21 protein-coding genes are annotated in these 20,355 nt (G+C 71.7%); 14 read left to right on the top strand and 7 right to left on the bottom strand.

Going from position 1 to position 20,355, the window contains the following annotated elements:
• Positions 1 to 5: 5 nt before the first annotated feature.
• The 5 genes from OG494_RS02325 to OG494_RS02305 all read left to right on the top strand — a co-directional run bounded on the left by OG494_RS02325 (position 6) and on the right by OG494_RS02305 (position 4,798).
• Positions 6 to 401, top strand: a complete 396-nt coding sequence (locus OG494_RS02325; RefSeq protein ID WP_328451461.1) for a DUF5997 family protein — start codon at positions 6 to 8, stop codon at positions 399 to 401.
• The gene (locus tag OG494_RS02320) at positions 398 to 1,621 is read left to right on the top strand and encodes a kynureninase (RefSeq protein ID WP_442874458.1); all 1,224 of its coding nucleotides are present in this window, start codon (positions 398 to 400) and stop codon (positions 1,619 to 1,621) included. The genes OG494_RS02325 and OG494_RS02320 overlap by 4 nt, the downstream gene beginning before the upstream one ends.
• Positions 1,622 to 1,698: 77 nt before the next feature.
• Positions 1,699 to 2,157 carry a MarR family winged helix-turn-helix transcriptional regulator gene (locus tag OG494_RS02315; RefSeq protein ID WP_328451457.1) on the top strand — a complete coding sequence of 153 codons (459 nt, stop codon included), beginning with the start codon at positions 1,699 to 1,701 and terminating at the stop codon, positions 2,155 to 2,157.
• Between the two features lie 10 nt (positions 2,158 to 2,167).
• Complete coding sequence (locus OG494_RS02310) at positions 2,168 to 3,019, top strand: haloalkane dehalogenase (protein ID WP_328451455.1); 852 nt, start codon at positions 2,168 to 2,170, stop codon at positions 3,017 to 3,019.
• 42 nt (positions 3,020 to 3,061) lie between these two features.
• Entirely contained in the window at positions 3,062 to 4,798 is a 1,737-nt protein-coding gene (locus OG494_RS02305; RefSeq protein ID WP_328451453.1) for a pyruvate dehydrogenase, read from the top strand.
• 63 nt (positions 4,799 to 4,861) lie between these two features.
• Here the strand turns inward: OG494_RS02305 and OG494_RS02300 are convergent, their stop codons facing one another.
• From OG494_RS02300 to OG494_RS02285, 4 genes are read right to left on the bottom strand one after another with little or no spacing between them, the layout of a single operon-like run.
• Positions 4,862 to 5,488, bottom strand: coding sequence for a TetR/AcrR family transcriptional regulator (locus tag OG494_RS02300; RefSeq protein ID WP_328451451.1), 627 nt, complete (start codon positions 5,486 to 5,488; stop codon positions 4,862 to 4,864).
• Position 5,489: 1 nt separating this feature from the next.
• The gene (locus OG494_RS02295) at positions 5,490 to 6,668 is read right to left on the bottom strand and encodes an NAD(P)/FAD-dependent oxidoreductase (RefSeq protein WP_328451449.1); all 1,179 of its coding nucleotides are present in this window, start codon (positions 6,666 to 6,668) and stop codon (positions 5,490 to 5,492) included.
• Positions 6,665 to 6,853, bottom strand: a complete 189-nt coding sequence (locus OG494_RS02290) for a ferredoxin (RefSeq protein ID WP_328451447.1) — start codon at positions 6,851 to 6,853, stop codon at positions 6,665 to 6,667. Before OG494_RS02290 ends, OG494_RS02295 begins: the two co-directional genes overlap by 4 nt.
• Positions 6,853 to 8,250, bottom strand: a complete 1,398-nt coding sequence (locus OG494_RS02285) for a fatty acid desaturase (protein WP_328451445.1) — start codon at positions 8,248 to 8,250, stop codon at positions 6,853 to 6,855. The genes OG494_RS02290 and OG494_RS02285 overlap by 1 nt, the downstream gene beginning before the upstream one ends.
• Positions 8,251 to 8,928: 678 nt before the next feature.
• Between OG494_RS02285 and OG494_RS02280 the strand changes: the two genes are divergently transcribed.
• The 8 genes from OG494_RS02280 (at position 8,929) to OG494_RS02245 (ending at position 16,894) form a co-directional block, all read left to right on the top strand.
• Complete coding sequence (locus OG494_RS02280; RefSeq protein WP_328451443.1) at positions 8,929 to 9,930, top strand: helix-turn-helix transcriptional regulator; 1,002 nt, start codon at positions 8,929 to 8,931, stop codon at positions 9,928 to 9,930.
• Between the two features lie 379 nt (positions 9,931 to 10,309).
• Complete coding sequence (locus OG494_RS02275) at positions 10,310 to 12,736, top strand: sensor histidine kinase (protein WP_328451441.1); 2,427 nt, start codon at positions 10,310 to 10,312, stop codon at positions 12,734 to 12,736.
• A gap of 66 nt (positions 12,737 to 12,802) precedes the next feature.
• Positions 12,803 to 13,228, top strand: a complete 426-nt coding sequence (locus OG494_RS02270; RefSeq protein ID WP_247054845.1) for a roadblock/LC7 domain-containing protein — start codon at positions 12,803 to 12,805, stop codon at positions 13,226 to 13,228.
• Positions 13,225 to 13,596, top strand: a complete 372-nt coding sequence (locus OG494_RS02265; protein ID WP_328451439.1) for a DUF742 domain-containing protein — start codon at positions 13,225 to 13,227, stop codon at positions 13,594 to 13,596. The genes OG494_RS02270 and OG494_RS02265 overlap by 4 nt, the downstream gene beginning before the upstream one ends.
• Positions 13,577 to 14,167 (top strand): GTP-binding protein, encoded by a 591-nt coding sequence (locus OG494_RS02260; protein ID WP_328451437.1) that lies wholly within the window; start codon positions 13,577 to 13,579, stop codon positions 14,165 to 14,167. Before OG494_RS02265 ends, OG494_RS02260 begins: the two co-directional genes overlap by 20 nt.
• A 292-nt stretch (positions 14,168 to 14,459) precedes the next feature.
• On the top strand, positions 14,460 to 15,398 hold the full coding sequence (locus tag OG494_RS02255; protein WP_328451435.1) for a hypothetical protein: 939 nt from the start codon (positions 14,460 to 14,462) through the stop codon (positions 15,396 to 15,398).
• A gap of 48 nt (positions 15,399 to 15,446) precedes the next feature.
• The gene (locus OG494_RS02250; RefSeq protein ID WP_328451433.1) at positions 15,447 to 16,076 is read left to right on the top strand and encodes a hypothetical protein; all 630 of its coding nucleotides are present in this window, start codon (positions 15,447 to 15,449) and stop codon (positions 16,074 to 16,076) included.
• Positions 16,073 to 16,894, top strand: coding sequence for a nucleotidyltransferase domain-containing protein (locus tag OG494_RS02245; protein WP_328451431.1), 822 nt, complete (start codon positions 16,073 to 16,075; stop codon positions 16,892 to 16,894). The genes OG494_RS02250 and OG494_RS02245 overlap by 4 nt, the downstream gene beginning before the upstream one ends.
• Positions 16,895 to 16,954: 60 nt before the next feature.
• Here the strand turns inward: OG494_RS02245 and OG494_RS02240 are convergent, their stop codons facing one another.
• Both OG494_RS02240 and OG494_RS02235 read right to left on the bottom strand, forming a co-directional pair.
• Positions 16,955 to 18,055, bottom strand: coding sequence for a family 2 encapsulin nanocompartment cargo protein terpene cyclase (locus OG494_RS02240; RefSeq protein ID WP_328451429.1), 1,101 nt, complete (start codon positions 18,053 to 18,055; stop codon positions 16,955 to 16,957).
• Between the two features lie 13 nt (positions 18,056 to 18,068).
• Entirely contained in the window at positions 18,069 to 18,920 is an 852-nt protein-coding gene (locus OG494_RS02235; protein WP_442874376.1) for a geranyl diphosphate 2-C-methyltransferase, read from the bottom strand.
• 485 nt (positions 18,921 to 19,405) lie between these two features.
• Here OG494_RS02235 and OG494_RS02230 point away from each other — a divergent pair, with 485 nt between their 5' ends.
• Entirely contained in the window at positions 19,406 to 19,780 is a 375-nt protein-coding gene (locus tag OG494_RS02230) for a hypothetical protein (RefSeq protein ID WP_328451425.1), read from the top strand.
• On the opposite strand, the gene OG494_RS02225 is transcribed toward OG494_RS02230, so the two are convergent.
• Positions 19,723 to 20,316 carry a TetR/AcrR family transcriptional regulator gene (locus OG494_RS02225; RefSeq protein WP_328451423.1) on the bottom strand — a complete coding sequence of 198 codons (594 nt, stop codon included), beginning with the start codon at positions 20,314 to 20,316 and terminating at the stop codon, positions 19,723 to 19,725. The two genes, OG494_RS02230 and OG494_RS02225, sit on opposite strands and share 58 nt — an antisense overlap.
• Between the last annotated feature and the right edge of the window lie 39 nt (positions 20,317 to 20,355).

The raw sequence follows: 20,355 nt of genomic DNA, 5'->3' as shown, positions 1-20,355 counted from the left end.
ACGGCATGACGTCGCACAAGACCACCCAGACGATGAAGCCCGCGACAGCGGCGAAGAAACTGGGTGTGTACCTCGAAGCCACGCCCCCGGAGTTCCAGGAGGGCGTCGTCTCGCGCGACGAGCTGAACGCGCTGCAGATCGACCCGCCGGAGTGGCTGCGCGAGCTGCGCCGCACCGGCCCGCACCCGCGCCAGGTCGTCGCGGCGAAGCTGGGCGTGTCCATCGGCGGCCTCGCGCGCGGCGGTGTCACCGACGCGCTCACCACCGAGCAGATCGACGCGCTGAAGACGGAAAGCCCGGCCTGGCTGGAGCGCGAGCGCGCCACCCAGGCCGAGGTGCGCAAGGAAGCCGAACGGGTCAAGGAAAGCGGCCGAGAAAACGGCAAGGGGCCGGCGAACTGACCGCCGCCGACACCTCCCTCGCCCGCGCCGAGGCGCTCGACGCCGCCGACGAGCTGGCCGCGTTCCGGGGCCGGTTCGTGCCGATCGCGGATCCCGGCGTCGTCGCCTACCTCGACGGGAACTCCCTCGGCCGGCCTCTGCTCGCCACGGCGGAACGGCTCCAGGAAGTCGTCACCCAGGAGTGGGGTTCGCGGCTGATCCGGTCGTGGGACGAACGCTGGCTCACGCTGCCCGGGCAGCTCGGTGACGAGCTGGGCCGGGTCGCGCTCGGGGCCGCGCCCGGGCAGGCGATCGTCGCCGATTCGACGTCCGTCTGCCTGTACAAGACGATCCGGGCCGCCGTCGCGCTGCGGCCGGGGCGCGACGAGCTCGTCACGGACACCGCGAACTTCCCCACCGACCGGTTCCTCGTCGAGAGCGTCGCCGCCGAACTGGGCCTGACCGTGCGGTGGATCGACGCCGACCCGTGGGACGGCTTCGGCGCCGAGCAGGTCGCGGCCGTCGTCGGCGAGCGCACCGCGGCGGTCGTGCTGTCCCATGTGGACTACCGGTCCGCGGCGATCGCCGACCTGGCCGGGATCACCCGGCTGGCGCACGAGTACGGCGCGCTCGTCGTCTGGGACCTCTGCCACAGCGTCGGCTCGATCCCGGTGGAGCTGGACGCGGCCGGCGTCGACTTCGCGGTCGGCTGCACGTACAAGTTCCTCAACGCCGGCCCCGGCGCGCCCGCGTTCCTCTACGTCGCCGCCCGGCACCACAGCGCGTTCGGCCAGCCGATCACCGGCTGGATGGGCGCGGCCGACACCTTCGGCATGGCGGCGCGCTACGAGCCGGCGCCCGGGATCCGCCGCGCGCTGTCCGGCACCCCGCCGGTGCTCGGCCTGGTCGGCGTCCGGGAAGGTGTCGCACTGCTGGCCGAGGCCGGGATCACGCGCGTGCGCGCCAAGGCCGTCGAACTGGGCCGGTGGGTCCTGGACCTCGCCGACGCGTGGCTGGTCCCGCTCGGGTTCACGATCGCCTCGCCGCGGGACGACGACCGGCGCGGCGGCCACGTCACCCTCCGGCACCCGGACGCCGAACGGCTCTCCGCGGTGCTCATCGACCACGGCGTCATCATCGACTTCCGCCGCCCGGACGGCATCCGGATCGGTCTGAGCCCGCTGACCACCGGTTTCGCCGAGGTCCGGCGCGCGATGGCCCGGATCCGCGAACTCGCCTGACCTCGCCCGCGTCCGCCCGGGTTTCACGCCGCCCAAAATAGTAGCCATGTATTTAGTAGCCATGTACTGTATCGACCGTGAGCGGCACATCGAACGGCGCGACGCCGGGTTACCTCGTCTGGCGGCTGTCCATGAAGTGGCGCGTGGCCGTCGACCGCGCCCTGGCGCCGCTGGGGCTGACCCACGCCCAGTACGTGCTGATGGCGTCGCTCTACGGCCTGGAGGGCACCGGCCGGCAGCCGAGCCAGCGGGAACTGGCCGACCAGACCGGGCTCGAGGCGCTCTACGTCTCCAAGCTGGCCCGCGCCCTCGACGCCGACGGGCTCATCGCCCGCACCCGCGACGCCGCCGACACCCGGACCGTCCGGCTGACCCTCACCGGCCACGGCCGCGAGATCGTCCGGCCGGCGATCACCACGGTGAGCACCCTGCTCGACCGGCTCCTGGCCCCCCTCGGCGGCCGCGACGGCGCCCGCACCGACGCGCTGGTCCGCGAGCTCACCCTCCTGCTCGACACCCCCCTCGATCCCTCCTGAAGGACCGGCCATGCCCGAAACCCCCGTCCTCGATTCGGTCATCCACCACGAAGAATCCGGTAGCGGCGCCCCGATCGTGTTCCTGCACGGCAACCCCGGCTCGTCGTACGGCTGGCGCAACGTCCTGCCGGACGTCGGCGCCGGACGGCTGCTGGCCCCCGACCTGATCGGCATGGGCCGCTCGGGCAAGCCCGACGTCCCGTACGCCTTCGCCGACCACGCCCGCTACCTCGACGCCTGGTTCGACGCGCTCGGCCTGGCCGACGTCGTCCTCGTCGGGCACGACTGGGGCGGCGCGCTCGCGTTCGACTTCGCCGCGCGGCACCCGGGCCGCGTCCGGGGGCTGGCGTTCTTCGAGACGATCGTCAAGCCGATGGCCTGGGAGGACCTGTCGCCGCAGGCGGCCGAGCGGTCGCGGAAGATCCGCACCCCCGGCGTCGGCGAGGAGATGGTGCTGGACCGGAACCTGTTCGTGCGGCAGGCCTTCACCGGCGGGGTGCGCACGCCGGTCGCCGATCTCGAGCCCTACCTGGCGCCGTTTCCGACGCCGGAGAGCCGCCGCCCGGTCCTCGCGTGGGCCCGCCAGCTCCCCCTCGGCGGCGACCCGGCCGGGCTCGTCACGCGCATCGAGGCCTACGACGGGTGGCTGGCTTCCAGCGACGACGTCCCCAAGCTGCTGCTGACGTTCGAGGGCTCGCCGACCCTGCTCATCGGGGACGCGATGACGCGGTGGTGCAGGGAGAACGTCGCGGCACTGGACGTCGTCGCGGGCGGCGAAGCCGGGCACCACGCCCAGGAGGACCGGCCGAAGGAGATCGCCGCCGCGATCGCCGCCTGGGCGGACAACCACGGGCTGCGGTAATACTGTCGATCAAGGACGGACCGCCGCGCGAAGGGACACCTGATGGCCACGACCGTGGCGGAACAGCTCATCGAAGTGCTGCACGCGGCGGGCGTGCGGCGGATCTACGGCCTCGTAGGCGACAGTCTCAACCCGATCGCGGACGCCGTCCGCCGGCACCCGGACTTCGACTGGGTGCACACCCACAACGAGGAGGGCGCGGCCTTCGCGGCCTCGGCCGAAGCCCAGGTCACGGGCAGGCTGGCGGTCTGCGCCGGCAGCTGCGGGCCCGGCAACACGCACCTGATCCAGGGCCTCTACGACGCCCACCGCAGCGGCGCGCCGGTGCTGGCGCTCGCGTCGCACATCCCGTCGGACCAGATCGGCACCGGCTACTTCCAGGAGACGCACCCGGAGCGGGTGTTCGCCGACTGCAGCCACTTCACCGAGATGGTCAACGGCGCCGCGCAGATGCCGCGGCTGCTGCGGATCGCCATGCAGACCGCGGTCGGCAAGCACGGCGTATCCGTGCTGGTCGTCCCCGGTGACGTCGGCGCCCGGCCGGTCGCGCACGAAACCGGGACGAGCCCGCTCGCCTACCGCACGCCCGTCGAGGAGCCGGCCGCCGAAGACGTCCGCGAGCTGGCCGAGCTGATCAACCGGGCGGAGAGCGTCGCGCTGTTCGCCGGCGCCGGGGTCCGCGACGCGCGGGCGGAGGTGCTGGAGCTCGCCGCCACGGTCAACGCGCCGATGGGCCACTCGCTCGGCGGCAAGGAGTGGATCCAGTACGACAACCCGTACGACGTCGGCATGAGCGGCCTGCTCGGCTACGGCGCCTGTTACGAGGCGACGCAGGAAGCGGACCTGCTTCTGCTGCTGGGCACGGACTTCCCGTACGACAGCTTCCTGCCGGGCCGCCGCACGGTGCAGATCGACCGCGACGCCGCGCGGCTGGGCCGGCGCACGCCCCTGGAGCTGGGGGTCACCGGCGACGTCGGGGCGACGCTGCGCGCGGTGCTGCCGCTGCTGGAACGGCGGACCGACCGGACGTTCCTGGACAAGATGCTGCGGCGGCACGCGAAGGCGCTCGAGAACGTCGTTTCGGCCTACACCAAGGACATCACGAAGCTGCGGCCGATCCACCCGGAGTACGTCGCGGCGCAGCTGGACGAGCTGGCCGGCGCCGACACGATCTTCACGGTGGACACCGGGATGTGCAACGTGTGGGCCGCCCGCTACCTGACACCGGGGCCGGGCCGGCGGGTGCTCGGCTCGTTCCGGCACGGCTCGATGGCCAACGCGCTGCCGATGGCGATCGGCGCCCAGACGGCGGCGCCGGGCCGGCAGGTGGTTTCGCTCTCCGGCGACGGCGGGCTGTCGATGCTGCTGGGCGAGCTGCTGACGGTCCGCGAGCAGAACCTGCCGCTGAAGGTCGTGGTGTTCAACAACGGCTCGCTCGGCATGATCCGGCTGGAGATGATGGTCGCCGGCTACCCGTTCTACGAGACCGACCACGGCCCTGCGGACTACGCGGCGATCGCGGCGGCGTGCGGCCTGCAGTCCGTGGCGGTCGACGACCCGGCCCAGGTCCGCCCGGCGCTGGAGCGGGCACTGGCGTCGCCGGGCCCGTTCCTGGTGGACGTCCGGACCGACCCGAACGCGCTTTCGCTGCCGCCGCACATCACGGGTGAGCAGGTCCGGGGCTTCGCGCTGGCCTCGACCCGGACGGTGCTGCACGGCGGCGTCGGCCGGATGCTGGAGCTGGCGCGGAGCAATTTGCGCAACATCCCCCGGCCCTGACGTCGGATGCCGTGAGGGGCACCCTCAGGGCTTATCTGTCCCTGAGGGTGCCCCTCACGGCATTCAGGCGTGGCGCAGGGGCGGGTTCGCCGCCTCGACGCCGAGGACCCGCGCGGCCACCCAGGCCAGGGCGTCCGCGGTGCGGGCCGGGGTGTCCGACGGCTGCATCACGTGGCTCAGGACCGTGCGCACGACCACGTCGATCACTACCGTGACCTGCTCGGACGTCAGCTCCGGGCGGTAGGACAGCACCCGGTCGACCAGCATGGTCTTCGCGCCGGTCAGCAGCAGGCTCGCCCGGGTGGTCAGCAGGGGCAGCAGCTCGGTGTCCGTGCCGTGGGTCGCCGAGGCGATCGCGCGCAGCAGGATGTTGTCGTCGGCCAGCTCGAGGACCGCGCGGACGGCGTCGTACATCGCCTCGACGAGGTCGTCCGGGTGCCGCTCGAACGCCGCCGAGACGACCGAGAGGAACCGGTCGAGCTCGTGCGCCACCATGGCCTCGGCCAGCGCCGGCTTGGAGCCGATCTCGTTGTAGACGGTCTGGCGGCTGACGCCGACCAGTTCGGCCAGCCGCGCCATCGTGACCGCCGACCAGCCCGACCGCGCCGTCAGCTCGATCGCCGCGATGATGATCGGCCGCCGATGCTGACCACCCTCGGGCGGCGCCAGTGCCCCGCTCATGATCGTCATTCTAGGCCGCGCCCGCGAAGGCCAGCGCCTCGGACCACGGCGCCCGCGCGGCGATCCGCCTGCGGTACTTCATGATCTCGCGGGGCCGGTCGACCGTCAGCGCGCCGGCGAGCCGGTCACCGCGCCGGTAGAGCGTCGTGGCCCCGCGGACGACGACCTCGTCCGCGCGCGGCGTCCCGACGAACTGGATGCGGTGGCCGTACCAGTCGGACCAGAAGTACGGCACGGGTTCCAGGGCGCGCGCCGACGCCGGGTCGAGCGCGTGGCGGGCGGCGGCCGCGCCCTGCTCGGCCGCGTTCGTCCAGTGCTCCAGACGCATCGGCTCGCCGTCGAAGAGCGGGTTCGGCACGTGCGCGACGTCGCCGGCCGCGTAGACGCCGGGCGCTCCGGCGGCGAGCGTCGCGTCGCACACCACGCCGCGGTCACGCTCGTGCAGCGCGAGGCCACTGCCCTCGAGCCAGCCGGTGGCCGGGACGGCGCCGATGCCCGCGACGACGAGGTCCGCGGGCAGGACTTCGCCGGTGGCCAGCCGGACGCCGTCGCCGACTCCGGTGACTTCGGTGACTTCGGTGACTTCGGTGACTTCGGTGGCGAGCCGCAGGTCGGTGCCCGCCGCGAGGTGCAGCTCGGCCAGCGCCGCACCGGCTTCCTCGCCGACCGCGCGGGCGAGCGGGACCGCTTGGGCTTCCACGATCGTCACCGGCAGGCCGCGCTTCCGGGCCGCCGACGCGACTTCGGAGCCGATGAACCCGGCGCCGATCACGACGGTCCGCGCGCCGTGGTCCAGCGCCGTGCGCACCGCGACGGCGTCTTCGGCGGTCCGCAGCGTGCGGGCTCCCGGGAGCCGGCGGGCGGCCGCGCCGGTGGCGATGACCAGGGCGTCGTACCGGATCGCGGTGCCGCCGGCCGTCACCTCGCGGGCCGCCGTGTCGAGGCTTTCGGCCGCAGCGCCCAGCATCAGCTCGACGCCGAGTTCGTCCCGCAGCACCGCTTCGGGGTGGAACGGCGCGACCTCGCCCGGGCCGTCGACGTCGAGGAACGCCTTGGACAGCGGCGGCCGGTCGTAGGGCAGGCGGTCCTCGGCGCCGATCAGCACGATCCGGCCGCGGTAACCGGTGCGGCGCGCGGACTCGACCGCGCGCAGCCCGGCCAGCGACGCGCCGGCGACGACGAACGTCATGTCAGTTTCAGGGCCAGCACGGGACAGGCGTCGACGGCGGCGGCGACGTCCTGGCGGTGGTCCTCGCCGGGCCGCTCGTCGAGGACGACGACGGTGCCGTCGTCCCCCACCTCGAAGAAGTCGGGCGCCATCGCCTCGCACATGCCGAGGCCGTCGCACTTGCCGCGGTCCGCTTCGATCCGCATCACGCGCCCACCCGCCCCGGCGCGACGAAGTCGACCTTCTCGCGCACGCCGCAGTCGGGGCAGCACCAGGAGTCCGGGATCGCCGACCAGGGCGTGCCCGCCGGGAAGCCTTCGCGCGGGTCGCCGAGCTGCTCGTCGTAGACGTACCCGCAGCCCGGGCACATGCCGCCTTCGGTGGCGTCGCCGCGGGTGTCCTGGAGCGGGTGCTCCGCCGTGACGCGGGTGCCGTACCGCGCGAGGATCCTGTCCCGTTTGGACGGTTGGAGGTTGGCGCGGGAGAGGTCGCCGTCGAAGTGGCCGAGCACGCGCGGGTCCATCACGCGGCGCCACACCGGCGGGACCAGCGCCAGCACGATCATCCCGGCGTACCCGGTGGGCAGCACCGGCGACTCGGCGAAGTCGCGCAGGGTCTGGTAGCGCCGGGTCGGGTTGGCGTGGTGGTCGCTGTGGCGCTGCAGGTGGTAGAGCAGGACGTTGGTGGCGATGTTGTTGGAGTTCCAGCTGTGGCTGGGATCCACGCGCTCGTACCGGCGGCGGCCGGGCGCGCCGACCCGCTGGCGCAGCATGCCGTAGTGCTCCATGTAGTTGACGACTTCGAGCAGCGAGAAGCCGATCACGGCCTGGATGATCAGGTAGGGCAGGATGCCGATGCCGAGCCACACGATCATCGCGGCCCACAGGACGGCCGACATCAGCCAGGCGTTGAGGACGTCGTTGCCGATCCGGAACGGGTGCTTGTCCCGCCGGGCGTAGCGCTTGCGCTCCAGCCGCCACGCGGATTTCAGCGAGCCGAAGACGGTGCGCGGCCAGAAACGGTAGAAGCTTTCGCCGACGCGGCTGCTGGCCGGGTCCTCCGGCGTCGCGACCCGGACGTGGTGGCCGCGGTTGTGCTCGATGTAGAAGTGGCCGTAGAAGCTCTGCGCCAGCGCGATCTTCGACAGCCAGCGCTCGTGGCTCTCCTTCTTGTGGCCCAGTTCGTGCGCGGTGTTGATGCCGATCCCGCCGATGCAGCCGATCGAGATCGCCAGGCCGATCTTGTCCACAATGGACAGGTCACCGCGGGCGACGAGCCAGAACGCGGCCACGAAGCCGACGTACTGGATGGGCAGGAAGGCGAAGGTGATCCAGCGGTAGTAGCGGTCCTTCTCGAGCCGTTCGAGCACGTCGTCGGGCGGGTTGCTGCGATCGAGCCCGGCGGCCAGGTCGATGAGCGGCACGACGACGAGGATCACGATCGGCCCGATCCAGAACCAGACCCCCCAGCCGGTGGCGGCGTGCAGCCCGATGGCGAGGAACGCGAGCGACGGCACCACCAGCCCGATCAGCCACAGGTACCGCTTGCGATCGCGCCACAGCTCGGTCGAACCGGCGGGCACGGTCCCGGTCACTTCGCTCATCACACCCTCCTCCGTTGGCTGGTTTACAAAACCATAGAGTATGTATAGTTCGATTGACAAGAGCAGTCTGAATGTCAATCTGACGGCGGATCCGGCCAGGTCAAGCGGCCCGAACGGCCCGAAAGGTCACTCGTCAACGGCGGTGCCGTCCGGGATTTCGGAGCTCGGGTGAGCACAGTCGGACGAACCGGTCATCGTGCCGAACTTCCGGGGCAGGCAAGCTCTCGACGCCCGGCTTTCCGGGCATGACGCCGGACTTTTCGTGCAGGGCCCCGATCCCGACCGCCCCCATCCCCTCCTGAACGGCCGGGTCGTCGCGCAACTGCCGCGGCCGGGGTGCGGCCGGCGCGCTGGGGCACCGTCACGGTCCGGATCACCGGCGGCGGCGATCCCGCCGGGGTCCGCGAGCCACGCCGGCCACTGCCGGTCCGCCGGGCCGACCAAGGGGAAGCGGACCGCGACGGCTGAGCCGGCGGCGACCGTCCGCCGCGCAAGTGCCGTGACATCCGGCGCGCCGACCGCCGAAGCACGAGAACCCGCCGCTGCCCACCCGCACGCGAAACCGGAGCCGTGAGCGCCGGCCGCTCCCGGTCCGCGAAGAAGAGCGCGGCACCCGGACCGGGTGAGGCAGCCGATACCGGGCCGGTTCCGCCCGGTATCCGTGGCAGACTTCCGGACGTGACGCGACCGACCGCCCGGGTGCTCGCTCTGCTGGAGATCCTTCAGGGCGGCGGGACCCGCACCGTCGCCGACCTCGCCGGGCGGCTGGGGGTGGACGAGCGCACCGTCCGCCGGTACGCCGCGCACCTGATCGACCTGGACGTCCCGGTCCGTTCCGTCCGCGGCCGCTACGGCGGCTACCGGCTCGCGCCCGGGTTCCGGATGCCGCCGCTGATGCTCACCGACGAGGAGGCGCTCGCCGTGCTCCTCGGCCTGGTCGCCGGGCAGCGGGCCGGGCTGGTCACGACGTCCGCCGTCGCGACGGAGAGCGCCACCGCCAAAGTGCGCCGCGTGCTCCCCGAGGCGCTCGGGCGGAAGCTGGACGCGCTCCTCGGGACCCTCGACTTCACCTCACCCGCGCGGCCCGCGGTCGGTCCCGAGACGGCCGTGCTGCTGACGCTCGCCGAAGCCGCGCGGGACCGCCGGCCCGTCGCCGTCGCCTACACCGCGTGGGACGGGCGGCGCAGCGAGCGCACCGTGCACCCGTACGGGATCGTCGCCCACGCCGGCCGCTGGTACGTCACCGGCGAGGACTCGGCCAGCGGCGAAGTGCGCACCTTCCGGCTGGACCGGATCGCCGCGGCCACGCCCGGCGCCGGGTCGTTCGCCGTGCCCGACGGCTTCGACCCCGGCGAGCACGTCCTCTCCGGTCTCACGGAAGTGCCGCGCCGGCACGAGGTTTCGGTGCGGGTGCGCGCGTCGGCCGAGCAGGTCCGGCCGCGGCTGCCGGCCGGGATCGCCACCGTGGCGGCGATCCCGGGCGCGCCGGACTGGGTGCGGGTCCGGCTGCGGGCCGAGCGGCTGGACTGGGTCCCGTCGGTGCTCGCGGCCCTGGACCGCCCCTTCGTGATCGAGACGCCGGACGCGCTGCGTGATCGAGTTCGCACCTTCGCCCGCGGGCTCACCGCCGGCGCGGACGCCGATCCCGGTGAAATCGTCGAAGAACCCGAACGGCGGTAGCGCACACCGGGGCAGTGCCCCTGCCCGTTCTTCCCGCTACCGGGAAGACAGCCCGGACGAATTCAGTTTCACCCGTTCGGCCCAATACACGGTAGTGCGAATTGGCGCCCGGCGCCGGTACCCGCGCAAATGGCGGTAACGGCCCCGCCGCGGACGGTAAACGGTGTTCGCGCGACGCCGGACAAGGGTCCGCAGGCCGGGTCAGCTCCGCGGCGCGTCAGTGGTTCGTGGTAAAAAACGGATCCTGATCGATACCGCGGCAACACGGAGGGTGAGGCGAAGACGAGTGACGGCGGCCACAATGTCCCTTCGTCGTGTCTGCTTCCTCGACCGGGTCCCCACCTATCGCCGACCGTCACTCAGGAGTTCGTGAACCCCCGTGAAGAGCAAAGCCGACAAAGACGAGTCCGACAAGCCGTACGACAAGTCGATCCGCAAAAGGCTCACCAGGACCGTCCTCATTCCGAGTGTGACGCTCCTGGTGCTCTGGACCGCGCTGTCTTCGTACTTCTTCGTGAACGGCCTTTACGTCCGCCTGGTCGCGGCTTCGGTGCGCGAAGTGTCGATCCCCGCCGCCACCGCGCTGGCCGCGTTCCAGCAGGAGCGCCAGGTCGCCCTCCAGTACCTCGACGACCCGGGCCTGGGGCAGACCCGGCTGCAGACGCAGCAGAAAGCGACCGACGAGAAGCTCGGCGCCCTGCAGAACGCCTTCGCCGCGACGATCTCCAGCGCGCCCGACGAGATCGCGACCAAGGTCAACGCGCTCAAGAACCAGTTCGACCAGCTGCCGGTGCTGCGCTCGCAGATCGGCTTCCGCAGCATCGACCGCAGCCAGGTCAACACCTACTACAACGGGGTGCTGGACACGGCGTCGAACCTGTTCGACACCCAGTCCCGCGTGGTGCCGGACGCCGCGGCCGCGTACGGCGGCATCACCGCGACGTCGGTCTTCCGCGCCGGTGACATGATGTCGCGGGAGACGTCGCTGGTCTCGACGGCGCTCGCGTCCGGGACGTTCGCCCCCGACGACTTCGTCCAGTTCACCCAGCTGTCCGGGTACTACAAGACGCAGCTGGCGCAGATCGCGCCGTTCCTCGACCCGGCTGTGCGCGCCAAGTACCAGACGCTGACCACCGGCGGGGCCTGGAAGCAGCTGGCCGGCGCCGAGGACGCGATCGTCAAGCACGGCCCGTGGTCCGCCGGCGACCGGGACGGCCCGCCCGTCGGCGGGGCCGACTGGCAGAGCGCGACGAGCCAGGTCGCCCAAGTCCTCAACGACATGGCCATCGACCAGGCCGACAAGGTTTCCGCGGCGGCGATCGACTCCGGTGACGCCCAGCTGCGCAACGCGATCGTCGGCAGTGTGGTGGCCCTGCTCGCCTCGCTCGCCGCGATCATCGTCGCGATCCGGGTGTCCCGCTCGCTCGTCGACCGCGCGCTGATGACGCGGCTCGCGCGGCTGCGCAACGACTCCCTCGACCTCGCCCGCAACCGGCTGCCGAACATCGTGGACCGGCTCAAGAACGGCGAATCCGTCGACCTGAACGAAGAGCTCCCCCAGCTCGACCACGGCCGGGACGAGATCGGGCAGGTGGCCGAGGCCTTCAACGTCGCCCAGCTGACCGCCGTCAACGCGGCGGCGAGCGAGGCGAAGGCCCGCAGCGGCGTGCACAACGTGTTCCTCGGCATCGCCCACCGCAACCAGGTCCTGGTGCACCAGCAGCTGCAGATCCTGGACGAGATGGAGGCCCGCGAGGAGAACTCGACCCAGCTGGCGTCGCTGTTCCAGCTCGACCACCTCGCCGCGCGCGCCCGCCGGACCACCGAGAACCTGATCATCCTCGGCGGCAAGCAGCCGGGCCGCCGCTGGCGCAAGCCGGTGGCGCTGATGGAGGTGCTGCGCGCGGCGGTGTCGGAAACCGAGCAGTACGCGCGGGTCCAGGTCGAGCAGGTCGCCGACGTCGCCATCACCGGCACCGCGGTGGCCGACACGATCCACCTGATCGCCGAGCTGGTCGACAACGCGACGACGTTCTCCCCGCCCGGTTCCCCGGTCGAGGTGACCAGCCGCCTGGTCGCCCGCGGCGTCGTGGTCGACGTTTCGGACCAGGGTCTGGGCATGAAGGAGGGCGTCCGCCAGTGGGCCAACGAGATGATGGCCGAGGCGCCCGAGTTCGACGCGATGGCGCTGCGGGCCGACTCCAGCCTCGGCCTGTTCGTGGTCGCGCGGCTGGCGGCCAAGCTCGGGATGACCGTCACCTTCGACCCGTCCCGCTACGGCGGCCTCCGCGCCACCGTCCTCGTCCCGACCCAGCACCTGGCCGGTGAGCAGCTCCCGGGCCAGGTCGAGGCCGAGTTCGTCGCACCGGAGGACACCGCGATCCTCGCCCCGGTGGGCGGTCCCGCGCCGCAGGCCCCGGAAGGGGCTCCGGAAAAGGCTCAGGAAAGCGCGCTCCGTTCGATGGACATGCCCAGCTCGTTCACCGGTCAGATCCCGATGAAGCGGGACGTCAAGCCGCGGCCGTACCCGGTGCGGGCCCCGCTCGACCCGCGGCCGCCCGCCGCCCCGCCGGCCGCCCTGGAGGAGCGGCTCGCCGCCCGCCCGGCGGAACCGCCGCAGGAACGGGGCGACGACCGGCCGCGGCTGCCGCGCCGGGAGCCGCAGCAGAACCTCGTCGCCCAGCTGGAGAACGAGCCGGAGGAGGACGTCACCCCCGACGTGGCTCCCGGCGAGGGCACCGCGCGCACGCTCGCGGCCTTCCACAAGGGCACCCGACGAGGCCGCGACGGCGCCGAAGACTCGTAACCCGCGTCACCCCCGAACGTCCACATAGGAAAGTCGTCACCACAGGAAAGTCAAGGTCTCTGGAGCATGAACGAGTACGGGAACGCGAAGCCCGATCTCAACTGGCTGCTCGACGACGTCGTGAGCCGCGTCGTCGGCGCGCAGAACGCCATCGTGCTGTCCGCCGACGGGTTGCTGATCGGCAAATCGGCCGGCATGAGCAAGGACGACTCGGACCAGCTGTCCGCCATCGCCTCGAGCCTGCAGAGCCTCGCCAAGGGCGTGAGCAAGCAGTTCAACCGGGGGCCGGTGCTGCAGAACATGATCGAGATGGAGCGCGGCTACCTGTTCGTCTCCGCGGCCGGCCTGGGCGCGTGCCTGGCCGTGCTGGCGGCGGACAGCGTCGACGTCGAGATGATCGCCTACGAGATGAACCGGTTGGTCAAGCGCGTCGGGGACTACCTGGCGTCCGCGCCGCGCGACGCGGCACGCGTACTACGGGAGGCCACATGAGCGCGGACGACGGCTGGTACGACGAGGCCGCGGGGCCGCTCGTGCGGCCCTACACGATCACCAGCGGCCGGACGCCGGGCGAGAGCGCGCGGCTCGACCTCTCCACCCAGGTGATGACCCTGCGGTCGGAGCAGGAGCCGGTGGGGCTGGGCCCGGAGCACCTGGCGATCGTGCAGCTCTGCCGCAACCCGGTGTCCGTCGCCGAGATCGCGGTCTACGTGAAGATCCCGCTGGGGGTCGTCCGGGTGCTGTGCGGCGACCTGATCGAACGCGGCCTCGTCATCACGCGGTCCCCCACCCACAATCCGGCCATGGCGCCGGACCTCGAAACTCTCCAGGCGGTTCTCGATGGTCTCATCAAGTACTGACGGCTCCGGCGCGGACCTGGTCCCGACCCCGGTCAAGATCATCATCGCCGGCGGGTTCGGCGCGGGGAAGACCACGATGGTCGGCTCGGTGAGCGAGATCCCGCCACTGACGACCGAAGAGGTGCTGACCGAGGCCAGCGCCGGCATCGACGACCTGTCCGGCGTGGAGCGCAAGAACACGACGACGGTCGCGCTCGACTTCGGCCGGATCACCATCTCGCCGCGGCACGTGCTGTACCTGTTCGGCACGCCCGGGCAGGCCCGCTTCTGGTTCATGTGGGACGACCTGGCCCGCGGCGCGATCGGCACCATCGTGCTGATCGACACCCGGCGGCTGGAGACCAGTTTCGCCGCCATCGACTTCTTCGAACGCCGGAAGATCCCGTTCGTCGTCGCGGTGAACTGTTTCGACAACGCGCCGCGGTATACGCCGGACGAAATCCGGGAAGCGTTGGTCATTCCCGACCGAGTGCCCATCGTCATGTGTGACGCACGCGACCGCGATTCCAGCAAACTGGCCCTGATCCGCCTGGTCAAACACGCGATGACCGTGATACCGGCGACGGTCTGATGTCTTAATCCTGTCCGGTCGGAACAGTCCGGTTCCCCTGCGTGGCCAGGGGGAACATCGGCAAACCCACATGGCGCAATTGGTTGGACCACCCGGGTAGAGCTTTTTAGTTGGGAATGCACCCGGCTGATAGCATCCGGTCGTGACCAGTCGATTGCCGTGGTTTCCCGAATATATAAGGGAAAACTATCCCGCACGGGGCCGGCTGTTCGGAGATTTCCTGGGTGGTCTCTGGGCGACGGCGTGCGACGCGCTCGAGGTCCCGGTCGACCAGGCCGTGCGGACCACCCGGATGCTGCGCGGATTGCTCCCTTCGTGGAGCGGCGACGTGATCGGCCCGAAGCCCGCCCGACCGTCCTACGTGGCCGGCGACGGGTTCCCGGCCGAGCTGTCGGTCAACTGGTCCGGGGACCACCCGGAGCTGCGGGTGCTGTTCGACACCCTCGGCGAGGACGACGCGGATTCCCCTGTGGACACCGGGGAAACGCGGTACTGGGGACGGATCCACGAGCTCTTCACGACCCGCGCCGGCCGGCCGTCGACGGCGCCGTTGTGGCACTCGGTCGCCTGGCGGCCGCCGGCGCGGATCGTCCACAAGTCCTACTTCGGCCTCTACGAGTGGCCGCTGTCACACCGCTACGCGGCGGTGGGCGAAGCCATGGACCGGCTGGGCCTGACCGCCGCGTGGGACGACGCGCGCCGCCGGGTGGAGATACCCGGCGGTGAGCGGGAGATCGAGTTCTTCGCCGTGGACGTCGCCGACGGCGCCGACGCGCGCGTGAAGATCTACTACCGCAACCACGACGCCGACCTCGCCGAGGTGAACCGCGTCGCGGCCGCGGCCCGGCGGCACGACGCCGAAAGCGCTCTCTCCGCCTACCGGACGTTGACCGGGGGCCGGGAAAGCGCCGGGGACGCCGCGCTGAGCTGCCTGGCGTTCCGGTCCGGGCTGGACCGCGCCGCCGAGTCCACGACCTACCTCCGCCTCCCCTCGCTCACCGGCGGCGACGCCGAAGCCGTCGACCGCACGGCCGAGCTGCTGCGCGGCGAAGGCGTCGACCCCGGCCGGTTCCGCGCGCTCGCCGCCGCCCTGGCGCCCGGGCCGCTGGCGGCGAGCCGGGGCCTGCTCGAACTGGTCAGCCACCGCGCCGCGGGCCGGCGCGGCGACGTCACCACGTACTTCCGGTTCCCGGTTTTCGACCAGACGCTCGCGACTGTTGATCTTGCGTAGCGTCCCCGGAAAGATGATCATCCGCAGCACCGACGGAAGGAGCCGACCATGACCCAGCAGGACGTCGAGCGCATCGCCCGCTACAACGAAGAGCGGCAACGCGAGTACGAGTCGTCGGACCTGATCCGGCTGCTGACCGACGAAAGCACGCCGGAGAAGACCAAGAAGGCCGTGCTCACCTACCTGCAGCCGTGGTCGAACGCCTTCCAGCGGATGATCAGCGCGCGCGTCACCTTCGAGTCCGACCCGCAGCTGCGGGCGCTCGCCCTGGAGCACCAGGAGGAGGAGATCGGCCACGACAAGATCCTGGCCCGCAGCCGCGCGGACGACCGGGAACTGGTCTGGGACCCGGTGATCGAGGCCGGCGCGTCGTGGTTCGTCGACCAGTTCGCGGTGCTGCCCGGCGTCCAGCGCGCCGTCCTCGCGCACCTCGCCCTCGAAGCCGGCAGCCTCGTCTTCAGCCAGGCGGGCACCCGGGCGTTCCCCGAGGACGAGTACTTCGAGCTGCACGACGAAGCCGACGTCGAACACCTCGAAATGGGCTACGAAGTGTTGCGGCAGCGCAGCGACTGGACCGTCGACGCGCTCGTGAAGGTGCTGGACCGGGCCTGGCAGGTCATCGGCGTCGTCTCGAACCGCATCGCCGAGTGCGCCCGGCGCGATACCGTTGCGGCATGACCACGACCGAACCGGCCACGGCGGCCCGCGCCGTCGCCGTCGAAGCCGCGCAGACGTACCGGGAAGCCTTCGGCGAGCGCCTCGTCGCCGCCTACCTCCTGGGCAGTCTCTCCTACGGCGGCTACTCCCCGGCCGTCAGCGACATCGACCTCGCCGTCGTCCTCGCCGACCGCCAGGACGACGACCCGGCCACGTTCGAGGCCCTGGGCGAGTCGCTCCGGGAGCGGAGTCCGTTGCACCGCAAGCTGTCCGTGTTCTGGGGGTCGCTGCCGGCCCTGAGCCGAGGCGAGCAGGACGGGCGCTTCCCGGCGATCGACCGGCTCGAGCTGGCCGAGCACGCGACGCTCCTGTTCGGCGAAGAGATCACCGCGAAGGTGGCCCGGCCGGACCGCGGGGAACTCCTGCTGGAGAGCGCGCGGTTCGCCGTCGGCGTCCTGGCGACCGACGAGGTGACCGCGGAGTTCCACCGGCCGAAGCGGCTGCTGGCCGACCCCGTGTGGTTCACGAAGGCCGTGTTCTTCCCGCTCCGCTTCGGTTACACGGGCACGACGGGCACCGGCCGCGCGGCGACCAACGACGAAGCCATCTCGTGGTACCTCGGCCGTCCCGACGCCTCGGAGGCGTCCCTGGTCCGGCTGGCGCGGCAGATCCGCGAAGGGCGGCCGCTGAACCCCGCCGAGGCCGAGCCGGAGCTGCGCGCCCACCTGCGGCCGCTCTACCTCCAGTACGTCGAGGAGGAAACGCGGCGCCTGCGGGAGGCCGGCGCCCCCGAAGACCTCGTCGCGGCGTTCACCTCCTGGCACGAACGCCTGGCCTGACGGGCCCCGGCCGGCCGCCGGGACCTGCCCCCGAACAGGTCCCGGCAGTCTCGGGTGCCCTCAGGTGCGGTACCGCGGGTTGGTGGCGTGCCACTCGTAGCCGCCGCCCATCCAGGCCCGCACCCCCCTCAGGAACCGGTGCAGTTCGGGTGAGGGCACCGCGAGCAGTTCCCGGTGCCCCTCTTCGAACTCGCGCACGAGCTTGTTGTGCAGCGCCACGGTGACCTCGGTGGCCTCCTCGAGTGAACAGTCCCGGTCGGCCGCGACCTGCAGGACCATGTTGCACACCGGGTTTTCGTCGGCGGCGTCCTTCGCCACCGAGTACAGGTCGTTGACCAGGACGCAGGCCGTGCCGGCGCGCATCATCGCCCGCCGCACCCGCGGGTCGTAGTACAGCGCGGCAGGCAGCTCGTAGCCGCCGACCGGGTCGCAGAGCGTCATCGACGTGTAGAAACTGTCGTGCTGGCGCGCCGCGAGGTACTCCCACGCCGGCGGGTAGGCCTCGGTGTAACGCCACGCCGCGTACGCGTCCCAGCTGACGAACATCGAGAACGTCGCGTAACAGACGCGCTGCACCTGCGTCGGCGTGCCGTGGCGGCCCAGGTGCCCGACCGCGGAGTTCAGCCCGACCAGGATCGGGTCGGCCCGCAGCGCCTCGTCGAGCGCGTCGGTGAACTCGCCCGCCGGGGCGACCGGGTCCATCGCCGCCATCACCAGCGCCAGCCGCGGCGGGAGCTCGGTCGGGGACGCGCCGAGCGCGCTGTCGTCGGCGTAGTAGTCGTCCGCGGCCCACCAGACGGCATTGTGCTGCGCGGCGATCAGCAGCAGGTCCGGGTCGGCGCTGTCGGGGTGGGCCAGCATCGCCAGCCGCCCGAAGCCGGCCTTGGCGATCTGCTCCAGCCCCTCCCCGGTGAACCCGCACTCCACCGCCCACGCGACGAGCCGCCGGTCGACCTCCTCGGCCAGCGGCTCGTCGACGCGTTCGACCACCGGGACGTACAGTGGCGAGGCCGTCCCGGCACCCCACTCCCGCTCGACGTACGCCGGGTCGTGCGCGAGTGCCGCCGAGAGCCGGGCCGCGGACGTCCCGATCCCCGACGGGCCCGCGGAGAAGGCGAGCGCGTCGGCCGGGATCCACAACGGACACTCGGGAGCGGTCATCGGAGTCCCTCGCTCAGATCCGGTCGGCGGCGATGAGCAGGTAGTGGAAGCTGCCTTCGCGGTAGGCCGTCAGGAACGAGTCCTCGATCCCGGTGGCCACCGACGACTGCGCGCGCAGCTCCCAGTACGGGATGGTGGCGGCGGTGAGGTCGACGACGTTGATGGGGACGAAACCGTTGGCGGACAACGCCTTGAAGTAGTCGCCGCGGGCGTGGATGTTGCAGATGTAGTGCTGGTCGATCTGGCTCACCGCACGCGACCGGCCGCCGGTCACGTCGTTGTAGCACCCGGTGATGGTGACGTAGCGGCCGCCCGGCGCCAGCTGACGGGCGTGCTCGGCGAAGAGCTGGTGCAGGTCGACGTACATCGTGCTTTCGTTGTTCCAGATGCCTTTGAACGCACCGGTTTCGAAGCCGGTGTCGAGCATGTTGCGCAGGTGGTAGCGCACCTGGCCGGCGACCCCGCGCTTGCTCGCCTGCTCGTTGGCGAACGCGACCTGCTGCTCCGAAATGGACACGCCGTCGACCTGGCAGCCGAAGCGGTGGTTGGCCATGATGCTGCTGCCGCCGCGGCCGCAGCCGGCGTCGAGCAGCCGGTCACCGGGCCCGACCGCGCCGAGGTGGTCGAGGAGCACTTCGGCCTGCGCGGTTTCGAGCCGGTGCATTTCCGCGATGATCGCCTCGTCGCGGACGTTTTCGGGTGTCTCCAGCACCGCGGGGTCGTATTCGCCGATGCCGTAGTGGTGGTGGTAGAGCCCGTCGACCTCGCCCAGCCGGAGGTTCACCGGATCCTTTTCCCGGTTCCAGTAGTCGGCGATCGACTGCTGGTACGCGCTGCGGATCACGGGCTGGTCGGTGGAAATCACGGGCGGCTCCTTCATTTTCCCACGCCGGAAAGAATGGGCCGGACGTTTCCCTCGGCCCGGTGACCAACGCTAGTGGCCCGTTGTCGCGGGTCACAAGAACGTTCACTCCGGGAAACGGACGACGCCCGGTTCCGCGGCCTGATCGGCCTATCCCGCCTGCCGAGCGACCGGAATCGTGGCGGGAGGAACAACCCGGGCGGCCGATTGCGTTCCCTGGTCGGATGACACCGGACGACAGCGGGTGAACGCGCCGCCGTCGGCTTGGCGGACGGCCAACACCGGTTCCCCGGCCACCGGCCGGGCCGTTCGGGTGGCGACGAGCAGAGGCCCACCGTTCCCACCCCGTCAGTCCACTGTGGATGGACCAGGCGCCGACCGGAGCGGTACGAACGTGACCGGCGCTTGGGCCGGCCCCCTGGTGCGCGCGGGTTCGGCGAGCTGAACCACCGCCACGGCGCCGTGCTCGCCTAACCGGACCCGGCGACGTGCGCGCGACCGAGCCGGCCCGCCTGTCCGGGCAGCACAAGCAGATCGCCGGGACGCTGATCGACGAGCGGGAAACCCTCGGCTGCGTCGAACGCCGGCCCGACCCGAGCGACCGCCGCGCGAAGCCGATCTGCCCCACCGGGCGCGGTCTGGCCCGGCTGCGCACGGCGGACGCGATCATGGCGGACCTGCAGGACCGCCATGCGCGACGGGTCGGCCGCGAGGACTACGCGCGGTTCAAGCGCCTGTTCACCGACATCACCGACATCACCCGACATCACCGAGGAGCAGCGCGCGTTCGTCGCGGAGTGACGCCTCACCGCGGCGCGCGCAGCCCCGCGACGAGGAGCCCCGCCAGCCTGCGCGCGTCGTAGCCGGCGTCGGTGTCCGCGCCGATGCACAGGTTCCCGACGCCGCGCATGAGCTGCAGCGCCGCCAGGTCGACGTGGACCTCGCCGGCCGCGACCGCGGCGTCGAGCAGCTCGGTGCACACCGGCACCAGGCGGTCGAGGAAGTACGCGTGCAGCGTCTCGAAGCCGGCCTGGTCGGACTGCAGCACGCCCGCCAGCCCGTGCTTGGTGACCAGGAAGTCGACGAACAGGTCGATCCACCGCGTCAGCGCCGCGTGCGGGCTCTCGCTGGCGGCGAGCAGCGCCGGACCGGCCTCGGCGCAGGCTTCGACCTGGTGCCGGTAGACGGCGATGATGAGGTCCGCGCGGGTCGGGAAGTGGCGGTAGATCGTGCCCATCCCGACACCGGCCTCGGCCGCGATGTCGCGCACCGGCGCGTCCACGCCGGAGGCGACGAAGACCGCCGCGGCCGCGTCGAGCAGCGTCTCCTGGTTGCGCCGCGCGTCCGCCCGCTTCGGCCGTGCCTGCTCCTGGGCCGGCCCCCGGGCACCCTCGTCCACCACGCCGTTCCTCCCGTCGCTTGCGAAACGGAACAACGC

This window comes from Amycolatopsis sp. NBC_00438, from assembly GCF_036026695.1.
Taxonomy (GTDB): Bacteria; Actinomycetota; Actinomycetes; order Mycobacteriales; family Pseudonocardiaceae; genus Amycolatopsis.
The sequence above is the reverse complement of the archived record's forward strand: the minus strand, read 5'-3'. Positions and strand labels throughout refer to the sequence as shown.